Here is a 22,783-nt window from a genome sequence, read left to right on the forward strand (position 1 = left end):
AAAAATTTATTAAAGGAAGTGTTTATAAATGAGTTATAAAGTTTTACTTACTGAAGATATTAATAAAGCAGGAAAAGATTTTCTTATAGAACAAGGATATGAAATAAAAATTTGTTCCGACATAAAAGAAGAAACATTAATAAGAGAAGTTGAAGGTTGTGATGCTATACTAACTCGTAATGGTCATATCACAGAAAAAGTTATGAGAGCTGGTAAAAAACTTAAGGTTGTATCAATGCATGGAGTAGGTGTAGATGTTATAGATGTAGAAGCTGCTACAAGACTTGGCATCCAAGTTACCAACTCACCTGAGTCAAATAAAAATTCAGTAGCTGAGTATACAATAGGTTTGGTACTTTCTCTAAGTAAAATATACAGAATATATGACAAAGAATTGAGAAAGGGAAATTTCCAAATAAGACAAACTTTTGGAATGGACCTTGAAGGTAAAGTTCTTGGAATAATCGGTATGGGTAATATCGGAAATCTAGTTGCTCAAAAAGCTTCTCAAGGATTTGGAATGAAAGTTATAGGTTACAAGAGAAATATTAAAAATGTAACAGCAATGGAAAATGTAGAACTTACTGAAGATATGGATTATGTACTTAAAAATTCTGACTTTGTAAGCTTACATATTCCTCTTACAGATAAGACAAAAAAATTAATTGGTAAAAGAGAAATAGGTCTTATGAAAGATGGATCTTTCCTTATAAATACTGCTCGTGGAGAAGTTGTGGATACGGAAGCTCTTGTAGAAGCTCTTACAGGAAACAAACTTGCTGGAGCTGCAATAGATGTATTTGAAGGTGAAGTTCCTTCTAAGGATAATCCCCTTCTTAAACTTGAAAATGTAATTGTGACTCCACACACTGCTGCTTTTACAAATGAAACTCTTAAAAGAATGGCTCTTCATTCAACACTAGGCATACATGAAGTCTTAATGGGTGAGGCACCAACATGGCCTGTAAATACTATTAAAGACAATGATTTAGATTGTATTTCTGTATAATAAAATTTAACAGCCTATACTATTAATATTATATATAGCCCTAATATATACCCTCATTCTGGAAAGGCACTTTCTTGTAGTGTATACTATAAGAAAGTGCTGTATTTTAGAATACATATATCAATAGACTAAAATAAAAGGAGACTTATTAATGCTGCTTACATCTATAGGAAATGTATTAAGTATAGCCATAATGATTATTATTGGCTATGTACTGGCATATAAAAAGTGGTTTAATAAAAATTCTACAGATTTACTAGTAAAGCTTGTAATTAAAATATCATTACCTCCATTGCTTTTTAGTATAATGTTAGAGAATTTTGACAGAAATGAACTTATACATTCTTTTAAAGGACTCAGTATACCCTTATTATCAATATTTATCTTATTTTTAATAGGTACAGCTGTAGCCAAAATATTAAATGTACAAAAAAATAGAGAAGGTCTTTTTACTTCCTGCTTTTTTAATTCCAATACAATATTTATGGGATTGCCTATTAATCTGGCTCTCTTTGGAGAAAAAAGTATACCCTATGTTCTCTTATACTATGTAGCTAATACAATATTTTTTTGGACACTAGGTGTGTATGAAATAAGTAAAGATGGTACTGAAGAAAAATCCAGATTTTTTTCTATGAAGACCATAAAAAAAATATTATCTCCCCCTCTTATAGGCTATCTCATAAGTCTTGTTTTTATTATTTTCGGAATTAAATTACCAGATTCTTTAATGAGTACTTGCAAATACTTAGGTAATCTTTCTACACCACTATCTATGATATTTATAGGTATAACTATTTACTCTGTGGATAAAAGTGCATTCAAACTTTGTAAAGAAATGATAGCTATATTCTTCGGTAGATTTATTCTATCTCCTGTTCTTATTTTTATATTATGCTTGTTTATGCCAATACCCTCTCTTATGAGAAGTGTTTTTGTAATACAAGCTGCTATGCCTGTAATGACAAACTCCTCTATAATAGCAAAGTCTTACAATGCAGATCATTCCTTTGCTGCAGTTATAATAACAGTAACTACAATTGCATCTATATTTGTAATTCCAATCTATATGGTAGTACTAAGCAAAATTTAATCTAATACTGTTTCTGCATATTACATATAATGTAGAAACTCCACTACTCCCAAAAATTTATTAAAATTAATTTAGTTAGGATATATATCCTAACTAAATTAAAATAGACAAAAATATTAATCTCTTCTTAACTTGATACTTGTAAATTTATATTTATGTAAAATTCAAAAAACCCCTTAAAGCTTAGCTTTAAGGGATTAAAATATCTACTAATTATAGAACAGTGATATTTTCAGCTTGAGGTCCTTTTGGTCCTTCAACTACGTTGTAAGAAACATTTTGACCTTCTTCAAGAGATTTGTATCCATCTGCATTTATCTGTGAAAAATGTGCGAAAACATCTTTTCCATCTTCTCCTGTAATAAATCCAAATCCTTTTTGTGCATTGAACCATTTAACTGTACCGTTCATTTAAACCTTACCTCCGAAATTTTACTTTCCTTAAACTCTTTGTAATAATACAACAATAAAATTTCGATATAGAATACTATTTTTAAGTACTAATTGAAACATATTTGTGTTACATTAATTACGATTCATTTAAGCTTAATATTATTGTATCACTATTATTTACTAATATCAAGTATTTTTTATTATTTTTTTCTATATAAACTTTTTATTATATTAGTACATAGTATTTCTCATTGGGATAACTACTTTTCTATCAATGAAATACTGTGTTATTTAAATAAGTTTACTATTTCATCTTCAGTTAAATCTGCAATTCCATCTCCACTAAAAACTTCATCTCCAAGTAAACTGTCTATGAGCTTCTTCTTTTCTTCTTGCAGCTCTATAATTTTTTCCTCTATAGTTCCCTTAGCCACTAGCTTTATTACTTCCACTACATTTTTCTGTCCTATTCTATGAGCTCTATCTGTAGCCTGCTGCTCTACCGCAGGATTCCACCAGGGATCGAAATGAATTACTACATCTGCTGATGTTAAATTTAATCCTGTACCACCAGCTTTTAAACTTATAAGGAATACTGAATTTTTTCCTCTATTAAAGCTTTCCACAAGACTCATTCTATTTTTTGAAGATACAGATCCATCTAGATAGCTATAATCTATTTTCTCCAATTCTATTCTCTTTGCTATATTTTTAAGAACGGAGGTAAACTGTGAGAATACAAGTATTCTATGACCTTCTTCAATACTCTGAGTTAATAAATCTGACAGTGCTTCTATTTTAGCACTACTTCCATTGTAATCTTCCATTACTACAGATGGATCAAGGCATATCTGTCTTAATTTAGTTATATATGCCAAAATTTCTATTTTACTGTTCTTAAATTCCTCATCTTGAACTTTCTTTTTAATTAACTCCACTGCATGCTTTGCATAAGTTCCATAGACTTTTTTCTGTTTATCTTCTAAATTAATCATCATAGTCTTTTCTATTTTATCTGGTAATTCCTTTATTACATCTTTTTTCCTTCGTCTTAAAATAAAAGGTTTTATAAGTCTATTTAAATCCTCAATAACTTCTGGTTCTTCTTTAATTTTTTTATAATACCTTACACTAAACCTCTTTTCATCATAAAGATAGCCTGGCATTATAAAATCAAATACAGACCAAAGTTCCATGACAGAGTTTTCCATAGGAGTTCCTGATAATGCAAATCTACTTTTAGCTTTTACTTTTTTTACAGTTAATGCATTTTGAGAATGTGAATTCTTTATATTTTGAGCCTCATCTAACAAGCAATAATCAAATTCTATGGATCTATACAATTGGAAATCTCTTTTTAAGAGATTATAAGTAGTTATAATAACATCATACTTATCTATATTTTTAATTATTCCTTCTCTTTCTTTTTTTGATCCGTTAGCTACCGCTATGTTCATAGTTGGAGCAAATCTTTCAAATTCATGTGCCCAATTATATACTAGAGAAGTGGGCACCACAATCAATGATTTTTTCCCTGGGTTTGACAATAAAAAAGTAATGGATTGAAAGGTTTTACCCAGTCCCATTTCATCTCCAAGTATTCCGCCAAATCCCAAATAGTCTAAAGTCCTAAACCAGTTATACCCTATTTTTTGATACTCTCTTAGACTTCCCTGTAAATTTTCTGGTTCCTTAAAACTAAGACTATCTATTTTACCGAACTTATTCCTTATCTTTTTAAGTTCAGCTTTACCCTTAATATACCTGATTTTATTTTTTTCCATGTATTCATCTATATAAAGGCCCTTATTTTTGGGAATTTCAATGTGATTTTTCTTTATGTTTATCGGTGACACAGAATCCAAAAGCTTTAAAAATTTTCTAATTTCCAATTCCTCTAAATCAAGGTATTCTCCACTTTTAAGCTTATAGTATTTTAGATTATCTCTAAAGGCTCTCAGTATAATTGCCGTTTCACCGGCAGGTATATCTCCTAGATTAAAGTCCATTTCAAAATAATTGTACTTTCCCGTTTTTATATGTGCACTTATATTCTTTGAATTAATTGACTTAATACCTTTAAAGTTTTCAGAATAAAATACCTCTCCTAAAGTTTGAAGTCTATTCACTTCACTTTTAAAGAATCGAAAAATATAGTCATCTCCCCAAAGTATGTAAAACTTATTGTTTATTTCTTCAAAACCGAGACCTCTGAGCATCCCTAAAGCCTGTGATTCTTTCTTTGAGTCTCTATATATGATTTTTTCTGTACAATCTTCAAATATGTTAAATTCAAAAGCTCCATATTTAACCTTTAATGTTACAATAATATCTTTTCCATCTTTATCAAAATAAAATTTAGGTTCACATTTTTCCTTCACTATTTTATCTCTTATAGATTTAGATAAGGTGATATCCTCTGCTAAAAAATCTAAATTGGGGATCAGATCTCTTAATATGATCTCTTCCCGTGAAATTGGTAATTTAACTATTTTACTGGTTTTAAATACATTAATGTAAGGATTTATTTTAATGCAATACTCATAATTTGGCATATATATACTTGTTCCATATAAAAATATATTTTCCTTGTTTCCCAATACCAGGGGAGCATCCCCTAGTAATTTAAGCACATATTCTCCCTTTACTATTCTTAAATCAAATTCAATAGGTGGAGGGGTTTCCAATATTTCCGTTTCAAAACTTCTATATAAAAAACCTGTATTTAGATAAACCCTATGATTTTTTATTGTATGAAAAAAATTCCTCAATAAATAATCTGGTATATGTATGTATTTCCCCTCTATATTTGACTTTTTTACTCTTCTAAAATAGTTTGAAGATCCATCTATACTTAAAAGAGTCTGAATAAAATCCACAAGTTTTCTATTCTTCATACCAAGTTTATTTTCATGCATATTCAACGTAAAATTTTTACCGTAGGTTACAGGAATCCCATTATATATTGCCATAAGAAACTGATTTATGTCTTTTAATACATAGAGATTATTTGAACTCATAGAACTAGTTCCTATTTTAAATTCTGCTGAAATACTATGGTCCCATTGATTTCTATTTATATAGACCTCTATTTTTACTTCACATTTATCTCTATCCTTGCCTAAAAGTATATCCAAGGTATCTGTATCTACAATATTTTTATTATGCTCAAATAAGGCTTCAGTTTTTGATGAATTTAAAAGAGGCTGCTCTATGAGTTTATTTATTGATTTATAAAAAGTAGCCATTAGATGTTTACAACAATAATTTTGTCTATGCTCATTGTTTTCATAATCCTTGCAGCTGCAATAAGTGGATACTATAATATTATTTACAGCATCCATTTCAATACTGGTTTTATATTCACTAAAAAGATTTTCTGAAATTACTTTCCCCTTTATGTAGACAATTTCTCCCTCACTGTCAAATTCTATGGAAGAAACTAAGTCATTATCCACAATTCTTAAACCTTTAGAATGATTCTTTCCGGTAATCTGTTCATTGAATATTTGCATCAATAAGTTTTTATCCATTTTATCACCTTATAGTAATTTATACGTTACAATATTTAATTATAACATAAATCACTACTATCTATATAATCCCATAGTGCTTTAATGCATGTTCAATTCCATCTTCTTCTATATGCTTTGTAACGAAATCTACGGAATCAAATAAGATAGGTGTGCTGTTTCCCATAGCAACACTATTAGGAACATATTCAAGCATTGGCAAATCATTAGTACTATCGCCAATAGCATAACAATTTTCTAAAGGTATATCAAAATATTCCTGCAGAAACTTAATTCCAGTTGCCTTTGAATATCCTTTAGGTACTACCTCTCCAAAATTATTACCTCTATCAATGTAATCAAATTCTTCTATAATATAAGAATAAAATTTTTCAAAATCACTACTTTCTTCTTTCCAAACAACAAATTTATCAAAACTTATTTCTGGATCATCCCAAGATTTTGACACATCAAATCCTTGAGCTCCAAATTGTGCTTTTATCCTTGCAAGATGACCTATACTTGGTCTTCTATTATCGAAGAAAACATCATTTAATCCTTCACAGAGTGCATTAACTCTATATTCTCGAAGTTTTTGTACTATTTCAATACACTTTTCTCTTTCTAAAGATTTATACAAAAGTTCTTTATCATTATAATTTATGTAAGTTCCACAACCGCAAACATAGCCGTCGAAGCCAATGCTGCGTATATCCTCAGTTACATTGAAAAAAGTTCTACCAGTATTAATAAAAACCAGATGACCATTTTCACGAGCCTTCTTTATTGAATTTTCTGTACTCTTAGGACAAATGTGTGTTCCTTCGGTTATTATAGTTCCATCAATATCAAAAAATATCATATTCCTATTCATTGAATACCCCCTGCAAAATAAAAATTAAACAAAATTTATAATCTATTAAAGTCCCTAAAACCTCCTATGCTTTTATTGTATAGATTTTTAAAAAAACATCAACCACTTTTACTTTAAAGTAAATTTATTTATTATCTTGTAATTTACTTAATTTATAATTTAATTACATAAATTAAATCATAAAATTGCTATATTGCTTATAAAATTGAATTATTTTATAAGCAATATAGCAATCTAAATTAATAATATTTTTAATTTTTCTATATTTTGTTATTAAATATATTAGCCTTTCTCTGCTCCATCTGCAACTCCAGCTATAATATATTTCTGAAGAAACAGGAATAGAATAATTATTGGTATAATAACAATGAACACTGATGGGAAGACTAACTCCCAGGGATTTCCGTATTGACCTGAAAGATTTTTAGCATAATATAAAGACAAAGTTAACGTCTTTTTCCCCGAATTTCCAAGAACTAAAAATGGTAACAAATAATCATTCCAGATCCATACTGCATTTAATATTATTACAGTTACAGTGGTTGGTTTCACTAATGGAAATATAACTTTAAAGAACACCTGAAACACATTCGCTCCATCAATTATTGCAGCTTCCTCTAAGGATGCAGGTACACTTTTTAAAAATCCATGATATAAAAACACAGAAAGACTTAAACCAAAGCCACCATACATTATGATTAAACCACCTATATTCTTTAAATGCAAGGCATCCATAAAACTAATCAATGGATACATTAAAGATTGAAAAGGTATTAACATGGCTCCTGTAAAAATAAGGAATAAAATATTGCTGAGTTTAGATTTACTTCTCACCATTATCCATGCAGTAAAAGATGACACTATTACTATTAACCCTACAGCTAACACTGTTATTAATATTGTATAACCCAGACTACTAAATAAATGAATTTGTTCAAAAGCATTTTTAATATAGACAAGGCTCCAGTTTTTAGGTAAAGAAAGAGGTGAACTTACAATCTGCGATTGTCCTTTAAATGAATTAATAAATAGGAACAATAACGGAAAGAGTGTATAAATAGCTCCTAAGCCTAAAACTATATAAATAATATAATTTTTAATTTTTTTCTTATTCCCCATGGTTTTTATAGATTTCATCAAGCTTCAACCTCCTTCTTTTTCATTACAGAGACTTGTGCTAAAGCAATTATAGCAATAAGAATAAAAAATATAACAGCTTGTGCCTGAGCAAAACCATAATTTGGTGGAACAGTATCCTTAGTAGTCTGTAGAACTTGGAGTGCCAACATTCTAGTACCGAAGTTTCCATTTGTCAACGCTAAATTTTGATCCAATAATCTAAAACAGTTAGAAAGTGTAAGAAAAAATACAATTGTGAACGAAGGCATAAGCATTGGCACCGTGATCTTAAAAAACCTTTGAGTTGGACTTGCTCCATCTATACTTGCGGCCTCGTATAAATCTTTAGATATAGTGTTTAAACCATTTACATAAATAAGCATCATATATCCTGCCATCTGCCAGGTAACCATTATTACTAGTGCAAACATGGCCTTTGTAGAATCTTGGGTCATATTAGTTAAAAAAGGTATATGAATAATGCCATTTTCACCGAAAAATATCTTAGAGTAAACAATCTGAAATATAAACTGCCAAATAAAACCTAATGCCAATCCTCCTAATAAATTAGGCATGTAGAATATGACTCTAAATATACCAGCACCTCTTTGTGTTTTTACTAATAGCATAGAAAGAATTAATGAAAATGCATTTACTACAATTACTGCAATAACAGTAAATTTAATAGTATATAAAAATGCTGTTCTAAATTTATCTGATTGAAATACCTTTGCATAGTTATCAAATCCTACTAAAGCCTGCCACCAATGTTCACCTCCCATAAAATAAGTTCCACGCCAGGCAGTGAAAGAGTATATTACACCTACAATAAAAGGTATTAAAATAACAACTGCAAATAATATGATAGCGGGCAGCGAAAATATTTTAAACCATTTTCTATAAAATTGCTCCATTTTTCATTCTCCTTTCAAAATTATAATAATGTTGTTTCTTATATAATTTATACTACCTAATTAGATTAAGCTCTCCAGATAGGTAAAATGAATTTTCTTTTACACAATATCAATAAATTTTATATTTATTACTGTAATTAGTCAGCCTTCAATTCTTTCCACTTCTCTATAGAATAATTTGCTACTTTTATATAATCTGCTTTAGTCCATTTCGCTTTTGTAAAATATTGTTCCTGAAGTATTTTTCCATAAGCCTCCTGCCCCCAAGAATTTGGTGCTCCATTAAATGCATTAGACAATATATTTTCCTCCTTTTTATAGCTGATTAAATCATTACTTAAAGGATTTTCTAGTTTAGTATCATCCCCAGCATTGAATGGTACAAAAGCAAATTCGTCTGTAATAAATTTCTTACCTGTATCTGAAGTATTAAGCCATACTAAAAACTCTTCTGCTTTTTTCTGTTCTTCACTACTTACTTTTTTATTAATCACGTAATAACTTGGAACAAATTCTGGTATTGATTCATTAAATTTTTCAGCAGTTAATCCTTTTACCTTAATATCTAAATCTGTAAATGGCAATTTCATCGGAAGCATAGTTAATGAAGATGTAATATCTGAATTTACTTTTTTAATATTGTTATACACCCAGTTACCTTGTTTTATAAATAAAGCTTTTCCATCCGCAAAGGTCTGCACTGCTTGATCATAGCCTGTAGTTGTAGAATTTATAAAATCCGCACCTCTTGTCAGTGCACTTTTGGGTCCTGCAAGATAACTTGTTTCAAAATCCAATGCCTGAACAGATTTTTCCAGAGGTACTTTTAAATTCTGAATCTGACTATCTGTTGCCTTTTGTGCAGCAGCTAAACTGCTAAATACAGTATTTAAGGGATAGTTGCTGAAATGATCTCCATAAGTCCATTTTTCTGCTCCTGCTACAGAAAATACACCATTCAATTTTGATGTAAGTTCTGTTTTATTTGGAGCTAATTTGTAAGTATGTCCATTTAACATTATGTTACTTACTTTATTTTCTTTAATATAATCGTTTACAGCAATAACCATATATTTAAACTCTTCATAATTAGCTTTTTTAAAGTCTTCAATAAATTGAGTAGTATCAGTTAACCCAAATAAGTCTCCTATCATTTTTTTGTTAACAATCAGTCCATAGCCCTCAATGTTATATGGAATACCATAATTTTCTCCACTTTCTGTTTGTAATCTCATAGATTCTGGTATACTTTCAGCTAATTTTTTTAACTCTGGAACTGATGCATCTTTAAGATCAAGAGCATATCCACTATATTTCCACTCTTCAACAGTACCTGCACCTACGGAAAAAATAGTTGGTTTTTCACTTGAATTCATTGCAGATCTCAGAGTATCTGTTGCTTCTGTTGTACCAAGTGAAAAAACTTTAACTTTAACCCCTTTCTCCTTTTCATATATTTCAGCAAGTTTATTGAAGGCATCACCATTTTCGATTTTACCGTTAAATATATATATATCATAATCATGCTTTGAAGAACTGCAACCTACCATACCTCCTATTAGTATTAACACAAGTGCAAATATTGCTCCTACTCTTAATTTTTTTAACATTTTAAAACCCCCTTTATTCATATGAAACATGTTTCTTGAGAAGCAAAATATATTTGCTATTTGTAAAAATAGCAAGATTAAAATTTTATAGTTTTGCATGTATTTTAAGCAATGTATATGTTTACAATTTCGTGCAAAACCATGAAACATGTTTCATATGCTTATAGTAATATATTATATGAATATTGTCAATACAAAAATAAATTATTATATTAAAATATTATGGCGAAAAAGACTGATTTCCTATAGATTTAAAACTTGTTTCCCCTTCTCTTAAATATATATCTACTTCAGTATAAGATTCTATTATTTTACCTTCTTCTATTAGTGCTAATATATTTTCTACTGCTTTACTAGCTATTATAGATACCTGCTGTACTACAGTAGTTATATTTAAAATATTGCTGTTAGTAGTATAAGTTCCATCATAAGCTACTACACAAAAATCCTTTGGGACAGATTTATTAAGCTGCACAGCAGCTTTTAAAAAAGCGGAAGCAGGCATATCTGCTGCGAACACACCATCTATTCTCTCATTTTCCATAAGTACCTTTTTTGCAAGCTTTAGATATCCTTCAAAATCAAAGTCATTCCATTTTATCTCAATAGCTGTTGCTTCTATGTTATTAGATTTTAGTATCTTCTCCAAAGAAACATGACATTGATAAGATAATACCTTTGTAGCTTTAGTATCACATATGTGAATTACATTTTTACAGCCACTTTCAATAAATTTTCTTGCAGCTAATTCTCCTCCAAGCTTATGGTTAGAAGCAACCACCGGAATCTTTGGATTGATAATACAATCCAGCATCACAAGAGGTTTATTAAAATCTTTATATTCTTTTACTTTCAAATTACTTACACCAGATATTACTCCATCTACAATATTTGATTTCAGTGTTTCCATATAATCTTTTTCTTTTTTTATATCATCATCTGTACTACATAACATAAGTTTGTATCCGTTTTTATATAACTCTTTTTCTATATAGCTGGCTAGAGTAGAAAAGAAAGGATGCACAATATTTGGTACTAGCATTGCAATAATACCTGCTTTTTGACGAAACATACCTCGTGCCAGTTCATTTGGTATATAATTTAGTTCTTTGATTGCCTTTTCAATTTTATCTCTTGTTTCTGGTGCCACATACCCGCTGTTATTTAGTACTCTGGACACAGTACAAGCTGCTACATTTGCCTTTTTTGCTACATCTCGTATACTTGCCATGGCCATCTATCCTCCATTTTACATAAAAATACTGTTTTAAACTTATTATATATCAATCATCTATATAAATCACTTATAAATTTTATTCTATAACTAGTTGCTATAATACTTCAGCTTGTATAATATAAAACTTGTAATCTTATGATAACAATCTACAAGATGCTTATTTAACAATATCCCATTATATGCTAACTCTTTTATAAATGTTTCTTATGTGAAATTATAGATTCTTATAATTGTAAAGCAATTGTATATTATATATAAGTGAAAAATAAGCATGAATCTTATTATAAAAATTCATGCTTATTTTAATATTTATAGAACAGCCAGAACCAATGCTTCATAAGGTTTTAAGAATATTTCACCATTAGATATATCAAATGAGCCATAATTTGATAGCAATACTTTTTCTACAGTATAATTTAATTTAAGCTTTATATTTTGACTATAGAAATTAGCTAATATTAAAAGCTTTTTATCCTCATATTCTCTTATATAGGCAAATATATTTTTATCATTTTCCATAAAGCCTTTGTATTTACCATATACAATCACATCAGAATATTCACTGTTTTTACGTAAATCAATCAGTTTTTTATAATAATTTAAAATGGAATCCTCAGCTTCCAGATTATTTTTTACATTTACTTCTTTATAATTGTTATTAGCCTTAAGCCAAGGTTTTCCCTTTGTAAATCCGGCATTTTTACTGTCATCCCACTGCATTGGAATTCTCGCATTATCCCTGCTTCTATTATGCACAGAAGTTAAAGCTTCTTCTTTGGATAATCCATCCCTTATTGCACTATTATATTGATCAATGGAAGAAATATCATTGTACTCTTCAATAGAATCATATTTAACATTAGTCATTCCTATTTCTTCACCCTGATATACAAAAGGAATACCCTTTAACAAAAAATAAATTGTAGCCAGCATTTTTGCACTAGAAAGTCCTATATCCTCTTCCTTAATAAGCTTATTTAGAGATCTTGGCTGATCATGATTTTCTAAAAATAGTGCTCCAAAACCTAAGTCATTATATACTTCCTGACTTTTAAAAAGAGCATCTTTGAATTCCTGCAGTGTCCACTCTTTAGGTGTATACCATTTTCCATCTTCAGCCACATCTAAATCAGAATGTCCAAATTCAAATAATAAATCAAAGAAACCCTCTGGTCCACTGTATTTCTTTAATTGTTCCCTTGGTATGCCTGGTGCTTCTGCTACAGTTACAATATCATATTTAGAAAATGTATTTTCTTTTAATTCAGCCAGAAAGTTCTCTATTCCCTCCTGATTTAAAGAACCAGCATTTATATGAGCTAATCCCTCATTATCGTCAGCTTCTAAAGATTTAAAAGTGTTGTCTTTTTTTATATAAGTTATGGCATCTACTCTAAAACCACCAAGTCCCTTATCCAGCCAATAATTAACCATTTTATAAAGTTCTTTTCGAACCTGTTCATTTTCCCAATTTAAGTCTGGCTGCTTTTTTGAAAATACATGCAGATAATACTGTTTTGTATTTTCGTCATATTCCCAGGCAGAGCCGCCAAATATAGATCGCCAGTTATTTGGCGCACTGCCATCTGGTTTTGGATCCTTCCATATATAAAAATTTCTTTTAGGATTATCTATGCTGCTCTTTGACTCTATAAACCAAGCATTCTCATCAGAAGTGTGGTTTATAACCAAGTCCATCATGATTTTAATTCCTCTTTTATTTCCTTCCTCTATTAAACTGTCCATATCTTCCATGGAGCCAAATTGCTTGTCTATATCATAATAATCACTAATATCATAGCCATTATCATCCATAGGACTTTTATATACTGGACTCAACCATATTATATCTATACCTAAATCTTTTAAATAGTCAAGCTTTTCAATGATACCTCTTATATCACCTATTCCATCATTATTGGAATCATAAAAACTTTTAGGATACACTTGATAAATTACACTTTTATCCCACCATCTTTTTCCCAACACATTTACCTCCTTATTGTACCTCCTATAGTACATACTATAGAAGCCTCTTTTAAAACTATATTAAAAATTTGATTTCTATCCAAGCTGCTGCTCTGGTAAGATCTTGCTGTTTTCTTTTTTTGCTAAAGCCTCATCCTTTTTTTCGTTTATCAAAGTAAAGGCTGCAAAAATAGTAAATACCAGCACTAATATTCCCATAAACAGATAAGTTTCTCTGAATCCTACTCTATCATACATTTTCCCTACAATAGGTGATAATACCGTAGTACCAATTTGAGTAGCAAATTGAAAACCTACAAGATAAAGTACAGAGGATAGACGAGTATCAAAATTGTCTGCTAGATATTTAAATATTGATACTAATAGTGTAGCATACTCAAAGGAATGAATCAGCTTTATAACTGAAATGCTATAAGGATCACTGACAATTCCCGAACCAACCATACGACCGGTCATTATTATCCCAGCTAAAATCAATCCTCTTTTAGGACCTATTTTGTTCACAATGACAGGAGCCAAAAACATCATACCTGCTTCCATGAAAACCTGAAGAGAATTTAAATCTCCAAAAACCTGATTGCCCAATTCTTTTGAAGGAAACAGCGAAGCATAATATACTGGGAATTGCTGATCGTAAACCATATATACACATACAGCTCCCACCATGTAAATCATGAAGAACCAAAAATCTTTTAATTTAAAAAGCTCTTTAACATTTTTAAATCCTACTGATTCAGCCTGTTTAGCCTCTACAGTGCTTACATCAACTCTCATGAATAGAACAAGAATAATCAGTACTGCAGCCGAAACCGTTGCCATCCAAAAGTTTATATTAGGACTAATATTGAACACTCTTCCTGATACAAAGGCAGCACTGGCTGATCCAATTGACCCCCACATACGTGCACGTCCAAATTCAAAATCATATTTTCTTCCAGCTTTTTCAATATAGGATTCCACACTGGCGCAACCTGCTATAAAAGTTAAACCTAGGTAAAGCCCTCCAATCAAAGCTCCAACTATAAAATTACTTTTTAAAAGCGGTCCATATACATATATATAGAAAGGTCCAGCTAATGCAAGCAGTGCAGTTATAAAATATAGTACATATTTCTTTAATCCGATACGGTCAGATATGTATCCGTATATAGGCTGAAAAATCATAGCAAAGACAGCGTTTACAGAAAATACAATCCCAGTTTGTGCTCCAGTTAAATTTATCTTTTCTCCAAGCCATATAGCAAAGAAAGAAAAACAGGAAGCATAGGCAAAGAAAAACAATAAAAAATATGCACTTAGATTCCAATACATAATTCTTTTTTTCATAGATATTCTCCTCATATATTTATTTCACCTGACTAACTTGGCGTAAGTCTCCCACGCACTCTGTGAAAGTGATTCACACCAAATTAAAATTTGGGTTCTCTACTTGCACTCTGTGAAAGCGACCAAATACAAAATAAATTTTGTTTTGTCTGCTTTTCTTCAAGTGGGAGTTCGACGCCAAGTAAGCCATGCATTTGCAGTTCTAAAATTCAGATGGGGTAAAAAAATCCCCACTGAATTAAGAACTTGCTTCAATAGTCAGTTTAAAAATTGTATTTCCAGTAATTAAAAATGACTACTAAGGCACATGAAAATAAATAATAAGTCAAAGATGCGACGGGTATTTTGAATCATACAAGGAAATAGGTTCCGCAGATAGTGAGCTATCTAAGGGTTCTGTTGACGCAGTAGGATTTAAAATAGACTAGCATACTGACTAGTTATTTATTTGAATGTGCCTAAAGAAAAAGATTACTGGAAATTATATTTACTATAATGCTAATCCTTGCAAGATAGGCCTCAACCTGCTAAACTTATGTCAATTCCTTAATCTCTTTACTGTCTGCATCAAAATAATTAATTTTAAATTTATGAGTTTTAAGATCAGCCTTTAAAACTGCTTTAAGTTCACCCTTTTCCCAAGTTATTTCTAAAACTTCTTCACTAACTGTATCAGTTATGGAATAATCACCACCAAAAGCTCCGTAAGAATTTCTGAATTCCATAAGTTTTAACAGTCTCTTCATGACAGGTCTTTTCATATTTTCTTTTACTTCTTCTTTACTATAGTAATGACGATTTATATTTCTTCCTACTTTTGTTTTTTCTAATAATTCTATATCATTTTCTCCAGCCATAAGTCCTACATAATATACCTGAGGTATTCCTGGTGCAAAAAACTGGATAGCTCTTGCCAAAATATAGGCATCATCATTATTACCAAGAGCTGAATAATAGGTACAATTAATCTGATATATATCAAGATTATTGTAGGCAGTGGTATTATATATTTTCTTTACATTTGCTCCTTTAGTGAATAGTGCTTCTCTTGTCATTTCTACTTCCTCATCTGTCAACAAATCCTTTACATCCACTACCCCAATACCATCATGAGTATCTAATGTAGTAAACTGCTTTTTAGGAGACATTTCAAGCCATTTTATAAGATTTTTATTCACTCCACTATATAGGGCATGAAGCATAATCATAGGTAATGCAAAATCGTATATCCAGTGACCTTTTTCTGCTATTTTCATTTGTATTGAATAGTGTTCATGTATTTCTGGTAATATATCTACATTCAATGGTTCTAATATTTCCTTTACTTCATCAAGAAGTTCCCAGGTATCTGGTTCTATGAAGAAGCAATTTGTTCCAACTTTTTTAGTAGCATAGGCAAAAGCGTCGAGTCTTATTAATGAAGCCTTCCTCTTTGCCATATTTGTAAGAGTATCCTTTATAAACTTCTTAGTAACCTCTGATTTTACATTTAAGTCTACCTGTTCACTGTCAAAGGTACACCAAACTTTTTCACTGGTATCATCTGCAAATTCTACATCTATATAAGGTGCCCTAGGCTTTCTCTTATATATTAAATCTACATCTTCCTGGGTAGGCTCACCTTTAGGCCAAAAATCTTTATATCTTATAAAGAAGTCTTTATAAGGTGATTTATCTTTGTTTTTCTGAAAATCCTTAAAATATTCAGAACTTTTGGATATGTGATTTATCATAAAGTCATACATTAAATAGAAACTTTCACCTAATTTTTTAATATCTTCCCAATCCCCAAAAGCAGGATCTACTTTTTCATAACCCATTGGTGCAAATCCTCTGTCTGCGGATGATGGAAAGAAGGGTAATATATGTACCCCCCCTATTGCTTTTTTAAAATAAGTTGTTAAAAGGTTTTCAAGTTCACTTAAATTTTTACCTAGACTATCTGCATAAGTAATAAGCATTATTTTATTTTTAACTGCCATAATTATTTCCTCCTAATTGTATTTTTAGAATTAATTTCAATCTATACCTTAAAATCATATTTATAATTATTATACAGAATACTGTATACATTGTAATAAACAGATTTCTAAGTATCTGCATTTGATACTTAGAAATCGTTGTCCTTTATAGGGTAAATTGTTATCCAGAGACGTACCCCACTGTACAAAGGATGGGAGTATTACATCTGTTAGTCATCGGATAAAAAATTTATGGAATAAAATTTCTATAATCATCTATAATTTAGGTTTATTGATATTATATATGAAACATGTTCCATATATAATATAATATATATTGTAATCGCTGTCAACAAAAATGTACTTGTTTTCATAAATAAATTATCAGCTGAAAATGTAAATTTATATTATTGAGCTTTAATATACATTTGTTTGAACAAAAATACATCTTATGTATTTTATTCATTTAACAGGTTATTTTTTTCATATAAAAAAGCGGCCACAGCCGCGTTATTTCGCTTCGCTCAACTTCTTTTGGGCGAAGCCCTTTAATTAGACCCATTTCTTAGCATATCTATTTCATAATATTTTTATAAAGCTAAAACCTTTGCGAAGCATATTGATGCTCCGCATTTTAATACTCATAAGTTATACCATGAACTCCGTCATATTTTCTTGGTCTCATTATAGCTCCGCATTTCTCGCAACTAAATGTAGGAGGTTCAATTACATTTTCATCATCTATTTCATCAAACATCTCAACTACATCCCTTGGTATATATTCTTCCACTCCACATTCTGTACATATATATAAGACTCCGTCTTCTTCAATTAAATTTTCTTTCAATTTAGCTTTATATTTTGCCCTTTGTTTATCTTTTATTTTTTTATTCTTTTTAGCCATAATAACTACCTTCCTTTATACATATAATGGCTCTATTTTATCACGAATTATCCCCTTAATCACACCATAATTGTACATTATCTCTTCAATTTTTCTTTTGTTTTCACCTATTATTTTCTCTTTAAATTTTTCTCTTACACTTACATTTTTATAGTATATATCATGAAATTTCATCTGTATTCCACACTTTTCACATTTTAATGGATTCACTCCAAATGTAAGAAGTATTCTTGTTTGCCAATTATTAATTTTTCTTTTGAACTCAGCAACTTTTTCATTTACCAACTTAAAAAATTTATTTTTATGTCTTGTGTTTTTAGCATATATTCCATAATATCTTATCATCTTAAAATTCTTTTCTGGTATGTGTCTTATTACTCTACCTATAAAATCAATAACATCTATTTCCTCTACAACTTCTTCACCATCTTCATGTCTTTCATAACGAAAAGTTACTTTTTTACCATCATACTTTATTATTCTTGATTCAGCGATAGCTGGTCTTGCTGTATATCTTCCAACATACTTTCCTGCTTGCTTTGCTGTTTTTATTTCACCTTTTCCATATACATAAAATCCATTCTCTAACCTTTTATATAGCTTATTTTTTAATTTTTTAAATTCTTTTTTTCCACTTTTAAGATTAATTCCTATTTCGTCTAACAATATTTTTTGCCATCTTTTCCTTAGTGCTGTATAATTTATATGTTTTGTATTCCTCCAAATTGTAATTTCTCCAGCACCACCTTCGGTGACAATTAAGTGAACATGTGGATTCCATTTTAAGTCTCTTCCAAAAGTATGAATTACTGAGATTATTCCTGGTGTAAAACATTCTTTTTTATTTAAATCTCTAAACCAGCTCATAATTGCTTTTGCTGAACATTTAGGTAATAATGATAATAGTTTTCTATCCCTAGCAAAATATATTCTAAGTTCCTGTGGAATTGTAAATACCATATGTCTATGCTTTGAGTTAATGAGTCTTGCCACCATTTCATCAGACCATTCTTCAGATTTTTTCTTACCACATGAGGTACAAAATCTACTTTTACAGCTAAATCCAACTCTTTTTATATGACCACAATTTTCACACTTAAACTCAATAAATCCATTATCTAAGGATTTACAATTAATCATCTTATCAACTTCTCTACTTATGTTAGCTCTAATTTTCCCTTTATATATCTCACTGAATTTTTCCCAATTATCCACAAATATTTGTTTTATAACACCTTGCATAATCATCACCAATCACTAAATTTGCTAATAATTATATCAAAAATCCTATTCCAAAATATTACTTGTAATATTTTCCTCAAACTTCTAACATTAGATTTTTCAAGCCCTGCCGGGCAATATTTTTATACAAAAAATTTTTAAATTCCTAATATATAAAAAATAATTAAATTTAATAATTAATTTAATCACCTTAAAAAAATGAAAAGACATACGCATATATATGACATGAATAAAGATAGAGAATAGCATAAATATAATTAAATATGGAATAAAAGGGGGATAGAACAAATTTAAAAGATTATCATGAAAAATTTATGCTTATTTACCAGTAAAAAATTGCTTTTAAGTGGATTTTATGGCATACGGACAATAGAAAAATGTTAATAACATTTTTCATAAATACTAAATTTAGCCAACAGTATAAATGTAATATGTTATATAGTAGAGTATACTGCGCCTAATGAAACATGTTTCATTAATGATTACATTATACTATTTGAAATAATACTTACAAATGTCATATTGAAGCAAGTTCTTAATTCAGGTGGGGATTCTTTTACAACATCTGAATTTTAGAACTGCAAATGCATGACTAATTTGGTGCGAATCACTTTCACAGCGTGTAAGCAGAGAACCCAAATCTTTTTTTTGATTTTGTGTGAGGACTGTACAGAGTGCGTGGGAGACTTACACCAAGTTAGTCAGGTGAAAATTGTTTTGCCGTCTCTATTTTTATTTAAGACAACCTAACATGAAGTAAACGAAGTTCTCTATTTATGACCTATGAAACTTGTAAATCGTTATCCAGAGACATATCAGCTGTTACATCATACTTTCAAAGAATACGATAGAAGTATTCTAGATGATGATGGTCATCGGATAAAACAAAAATTATAATAATTAATGGGAGTGAAACTATGAAAATCAAAAGAAAATATTCATCAAAAAAACTACTTATTATTATATTTGCGCTTTCAATAGTGTTTTCTCCAGTTTATTTTGCTCAACAAACTTTTGCAGATGATTTTCCTACAGATGCATTTCATCCACACGATGATATTCCACTCGATAAAAACAACCTTCAAAAGTCTATGAGCGTTTTCAGTGTTACTAAATTGGAGAATGGCATAAAATTGAATTTAGGTAATCAAAATGCCTTTATACGATTACTCACATCTGACATAGCCAAAATTTCACTTTTAAATAAGGGTGATTCTGAATACACCTCTCCAGGTATTGATAAAACAGATTGGAAAAAACCTAATTTCAGAGTAAAAGAAACAAGAAACAATATTGTCCTTATAACTGACAGTATAACTATCAACATTAAGAAAAGTCCTTTTGGCATAAGATATCTTGATAAAAATGGTAAAGTAATAAATGAAGATGCAAATCAAGGTATGGGCTACGAAAATGGTAAACCATATATATTTAAAAAAGCCGATAAAGATGAAAATTTTTATGGTCTTGGAGAAAAAGCAGACGGTCTTAACAAGCGCGGTAAAACTGAAGCCATTTGGCATCAAGATCCGTTTCCTTATGAGTCAAGATATCTATATGAAGCTGTTCCATTTTTTATAGGTTTGAAAGATAAAAAAGCATATGGAATTCTATTTGATAACACATACCGCACATACTATGATTTTGCTAAAGAAAGTGATGACTATTATTACTTTTATGCAGATGGAGGGAAACTAACCTATTATTTCTTTAATGGACCAAATATAAAAGACGTATTAGACCGCTATACTGATCTGACAGGTAAACTTAACCTTCCCCCAGAATGGGCTTTGGGATTTCAACAATCAAGCTGGTCATATAATCAGAAAGACGCTGAAGAAGTAGCTAAAACCTACCGCGAAAAAAATATTCCTGCAGACGGTATCATGTTTGATATAGGCTGGATGGATGACTATAAAGCTTTTACATGGGGAAAAAATGTTCCAGATCCCAATGGATTAAAAAATACTTTTGATAATCTCAATTTTAAACTTACAAACATATTTGATCCAGCTATTCGTGCAATACCAGGCTATTCTGTTTATGAGGATGGAACTAAAAAAGATCTTTGGGTAAAAAATCCTGATGGAAGTAACTTAATGGGAAAATTGTGGCCTTGGGATCTGTCTGGTGAACCTAATTCCGTTTATCCAAATTTTATGAGTCAAAAAACTCGTGACTGGTGGTCCATGCAGTATAAACCAATGTTCGATTCAGGCGTTGATGGTATTTGGAACGATGTTAATGAACCTGTAAGTTTTATTGCAAAAGATCACTGGACACTGCCTCTTAATGCAGTTTTTCAGGATGACAATGGTAAGAAATATACTCACGAAGAAGTTCATAATATTTTTCCTCTTATGGAGGAACAAGCGTCTTATAATGCCTTTAAGTATCTGAAACCTAACGTTCGTCCATTTATCTTATCAAGATCTGGATATACAGGCATTCAGCGTTATGCAGCCATATGGACTGGAGACAATCACAGCACTTGGGAGCACATGAAACTTTCTATATCAATGAACTCAAACATTGGACTTGCTGGTGCTCCTTTTGTAGGTAATGACATCGGTGGATTTACAAAAAATATATTGGGAGGAGAAATCTGCACACCTGAGTTATTTGCCAGATGGGTTGAAATGGGTGCATTCCTTCCATTTGCCCGTGATCATTACAATAATGATGGCGATAGCCCTGGAGAAAAACAAAATATTAATAGGCAAGAACCATGGCAATTTGGTCAAGAAGTTGAAGATATAAGTAGAAAATATATCAACATGCGTTATGAACTTATGCCTTATTTACAAAACGCTTTCAAACAGGCTCATGAAACTGGTAATCTCATTCAACAGCCTCTAGTTTATCAGTTTCAAAACGATCCAAATACGTACAACAATGAAGATCAGTTCATGTTTGGAGACTCAATAATGATTGCACCAATAGTTACTAAAGGGGCTACATCACGTAGTATTTATCTTCCAAAAGATACAAAATGGGTGGACTACTGGACAGGTGAAAAGTATGATGGCGGCCAGACTATTACAAAACAAGCTGCTCTTGATACACTCCCTATATATGTAAGACAAGATTCTATTATTCCAAGACGTGAAGTTCAGCAATATGCTGGAGAAAAACCATTGAAAAATTTAATACTTGATACCTATCTTGATCATGATGCATCATACAGCTATTATCAAGATGATGGAAGTACAGAAAATTACAAGAAAGGTCAATTCAATGTGACTGACTTCAATATTGAGAAGAAAAGTAATCACATTGAGTTTGAACAGAACAAAAAAACTCAAAAATATAAATCTGACATTGAGTCCTATACGCTGAAACTCAATAAGTCAGTAGATCCCAAAAATGTACAAGCAGCTAACAATAAATATGAAAAAGTAAGCAGTTTAGATAAATTGAATAACAAGAAAAGCGGCTACTATTTTGACAATAATACCAATACTCTTTACGTAAAAATACCTGTAAATGAGAATCACAAAGTAAGAATTCAACAATAAATATAAGAATTTATTACAAAACTTAAGCACCTATAAATTATTATGTACTGACCCCCCTTATAAATTATATAATGAAAGTACA

The 22,783-nt window shown here is 30.3% G+C and carries 15 protein-coding genes; 3 read left to right on the forward strand and 12 right to left on the reverse strand.

What is annotated here, in order from left to right:
• The first annotated feature begins 28 nt into the window (after nucleotides 1-28).
• Both CLPA_RS15325 and CLPA_RS15330 read left to right on the forward strand, forming a co-directional pair.
• Nucleotides 29-1,009, forward strand: a complete 981-nt coding sequence (locus CLPA_RS15325) for a hydroxyacid dehydrogenase (RefSeq protein WP_003445641.1) — start codon at nucleotides 29-31, stop codon at nucleotides 1,007-1,009.
• 151 nt (nucleotides 1,010-1,160) lie between these two features.
• Nucleotides 1,161-2,102 (forward strand): AEC family transporter, encoded by a 942-nt coding sequence (locus tag CLPA_RS15330; protein ID WP_003445643.1) that lies wholly within the window; start codon nucleotides 1,161-1,163, stop codon nucleotides 2,100-2,102.
• 213 nt (nucleotides 2,103-2,315) lie between these two features.
• Here CLPA_RS15330 and CLPA_RS15335 read toward each other — a convergent pair whose 3' ends face one another.
• The 12 genes from CLPA_RS15335 to CLPA_RS15390 all read right to left on the reverse strand — a co-directional run bounded on the left by CLPA_RS15335 (nucleotide 2,316) and on the right by CLPA_RS15390 (nucleotide 19,183).
• Nucleotides 2,316-2,513 carry a cold-shock protein gene (locus CLPA_RS15335; protein ID WP_003445645.1) on the reverse strand — a complete coding sequence of 66 codons (198 nt, stop codon included), beginning with the start codon at nucleotides 2,511-2,513 and terminating at the stop codon, nucleotides 2,316-2,318.
• Nucleotides 2,514-2,782: 269 nt separating this feature from the next.
• On the reverse strand, nucleotides 2,783-6,028 hold the full coding sequence (locus CLPA_RS15340) for a DEAD/DEAH box helicase (RefSeq protein WP_003445647.1): 3,246 nt from the start codon (nucleotides 6,026-6,028) through the stop codon (nucleotides 2,783-2,785).
• 61 nt (nucleotides 6,029-6,089) lie between these two features.
• Nucleotides 6,090-6,881: an HAD family hydrolase gene (locus CLPA_RS15345; RefSeq protein WP_003445649.1), complete on the reverse strand. Its 792-nt coding sequence runs from the start codon at nucleotides 6,879-6,881 to the stop codon at nucleotides 6,090-6,092.
• A gap of 282 nt (nucleotides 6,882-7,163) precedes the next feature.
• Nucleotides 7,164-8,018 carry a carbohydrate ABC transporter permease gene (locus CLPA_RS15350; protein WP_003445650.1) on the reverse strand — a complete coding sequence of 285 codons (855 nt, stop codon included), beginning with the start codon at nucleotides 8,016-8,018 and terminating at the stop codon, nucleotides 7,164-7,166.
• A complete protein-coding gene (locus CLPA_RS15355; protein ID WP_003445653.1) occupies nucleotides 8,018-8,914 on the reverse strand; it encodes a carbohydrate ABC transporter permease in 897 nt (298 codons plus the stop codon). The genes CLPA_RS15350 and CLPA_RS15355 overlap by 1 nt, the downstream gene beginning before the upstream one ends.
• 137 nt (nucleotides 8,915-9,051) lie before the next feature.
• A complete protein-coding gene (locus CLPA_RS15360) occupies nucleotides 9,052-10,524 on the reverse strand; it encodes an ABC transporter substrate-binding protein (RefSeq protein ID WP_003445656.1) in 1,473 nt (490 codons plus the stop codon).
• Nucleotides 10,525-10,744: 220 nt separating this feature from the next.
• On the reverse strand, nucleotides 10,745-11,755 hold the full coding sequence (locus CLPA_RS15365; RefSeq protein ID WP_003445658.1) for a LacI family DNA-binding transcriptional regulator: 1,011 nt from the start codon (nucleotides 11,753-11,755) through the stop codon (nucleotides 10,745-10,747).
• A 315-nt stretch (nucleotides 11,756-12,070) separates the two neighbouring features.
• Complete coding sequence (locus CLPA_RS15370; protein ID WP_003445660.1) at nucleotides 12,071-13,747, reverse strand: glycoside hydrolase family 13 protein; 1,677 nt, start codon at nucleotides 13,745-13,747, stop codon at nucleotides 12,071-12,073.
• Between the two features lie 78 nt (nucleotides 13,748-13,825).
• Entirely contained in the window at nucleotides 13,826-15,076 is a 1,251-nt protein-coding gene (locus CLPA_RS15375) for an MFS transporter (RefSeq protein WP_003445662.1), read from the reverse strand.
• Nucleotides 15,077-15,609: 533 nt separating this feature from the next.
• Complete coding sequence (gtfA, locus tag CLPA_RS15380; RefSeq protein ID WP_003445664.1) at nucleotides 15,610-17,058, reverse strand: sucrose phosphorylase; 1,449 nt, start codon at nucleotides 17,056-17,058, stop codon at nucleotides 15,610-15,612.
• Between the two features lie 613 nt (nucleotides 17,059-17,671).
• Nucleotides 17,672-17,941, reverse strand: a complete 270-nt coding sequence (locus CLPA_RS15385) for an SIR2 family protein (protein ID WP_003444843.1) — start codon at nucleotides 17,939-17,941, stop codon at nucleotides 17,672-17,674.
• A gap of 15 nt (nucleotides 17,942-17,956) precedes the next feature.
• Nucleotides 17,957-19,183: an IS91 family transposase gene (locus CLPA_RS15390; RefSeq protein WP_034829433.1), complete on the reverse strand. Its 1,227-nt coding sequence runs from the start codon at nucleotides 19,181-19,183 to the stop codon at nucleotides 17,957-17,959.
• Between the two features lie 917 nt (nucleotides 19,184-20,100).
• On the opposite strand from CLPA_RS15390, the gene CLPA_RS15395 reads away from it, so the two are divergent.
• On the forward strand, nucleotides 20,101-22,701 hold the full coding sequence (locus tag CLPA_RS15395) for a glycoside hydrolase family 31 protein (protein ID WP_003446617.1): 2,601 nt from the start codon (nucleotides 20,101-20,103) through the stop codon (nucleotides 22,699-22,701).
• Nucleotides 22,702-22,783: the final 82 nt, after the last annotated feature.

It is taken from the genome of Clostridium pasteurianum DSM 525 = ATCC 6013, assembly GCF_000807255.1.
Classification (GTDB): Bacteria; Bacillota; Clostridia; order Clostridiales; family Clostridiaceae; genus Clostridium_I; species Clostridium_I pasteurianum.

Excerpts from the sequence above, each read along its gene's own strand:
- CLPA_RS15330 (WP_003445643.1), top strand. The coding sequence starts at position 1,161 with ATGCTGCTTACATCTATAGGAAATGTATTAAGTATAGCCATAATGATT.
- CLPA_RS15365 (WP_003445658.1), bottom strand. The coding sequence starts at position 11,755 with ATGGCAAGTATACGAGATGTAGCAAAAAAGGCAAATGTAGCAGCTTGT.
- gtfA (WP_003445664.1), bottom strand. The coding sequence starts at position 17,058 with ATGGCAGTTAAAAATAAAATAATGCTTATTACTTATGCAGATAGTCTA.
- CLPA_RS15385 (WP_003444843.1), bottom strand. The coding sequence starts at position 17,941 with ATGGCTAAAAAGAATAAAAAAATAAAAGATAAACAAAGGGCAAAATAT.
- CLPA_RS15340 (WP_003445647.1), bottom strand. The coding sequence starts at position 6,028 with ATGGATAAAAACTTATTGATGCAAATATTCAATGAACAGATTACCGGA.
- CLPA_RS15325 (WP_003445641.1), top strand. The coding sequence starts at position 29 with ATGAGTTATAAAGTTTTACTTACTGAAGATATTAATAAAGCAGGAAAA.
- CLPA_RS15360 (WP_003445656.1), bottom strand. The coding sequence starts at position 10,524 with ATGTTAAAAAAATTAAGAGTAGGAGCAATATTTGCACTTGTGTTAATA.
- CLPA_RS15345 (WP_003445649.1), bottom strand. The coding sequence starts at position 6,881 with ATGAATAGGAATATGATATTTTTTGATATTGATGGAACTATAATAACC.
- CLPA_RS15350 (WP_003445650.1), bottom strand. The coding sequence starts at position 8,018 with ATGAAATCTATAAAAACCATGGGGAATAAGAAAAAAATTAAAAATTAT.
- CLPA_RS15375 (WP_003445662.1), bottom strand. The coding sequence starts at position 15,076 with ATGAAAAAAAGAATTATGTATTGGAATCTAAGTGCATATTTTTTATTG.
- CLPA_RS15335 (WP_003445645.1), bottom strand. The coding sequence starts at position 2,513 with ATGAACGGTACAGTTAAATGGTTCAATGCACAAAAAGGATTTGGATTT.
- CLPA_RS15390 (WP_034829433.1), bottom strand. The coding sequence starts at position 19,183 with ATGCAAGGTGTTATAAAACAAATATTTGTGGATAATTGGGAAAAATTC.
- CLPA_RS15395 (WP_003446617.1), top strand. The coding sequence starts at position 20,101 with ATGAAAATCAAAAGAAAATATTCATCAAAAAAACTACTTATTATTATA.
- CLPA_RS15355 (WP_003445653.1), bottom strand. The coding sequence starts at position 8,914 with ATGGAGCAATTTTATAGAAAATGGTTTAAAATATTTTCGCTGCCCGCT.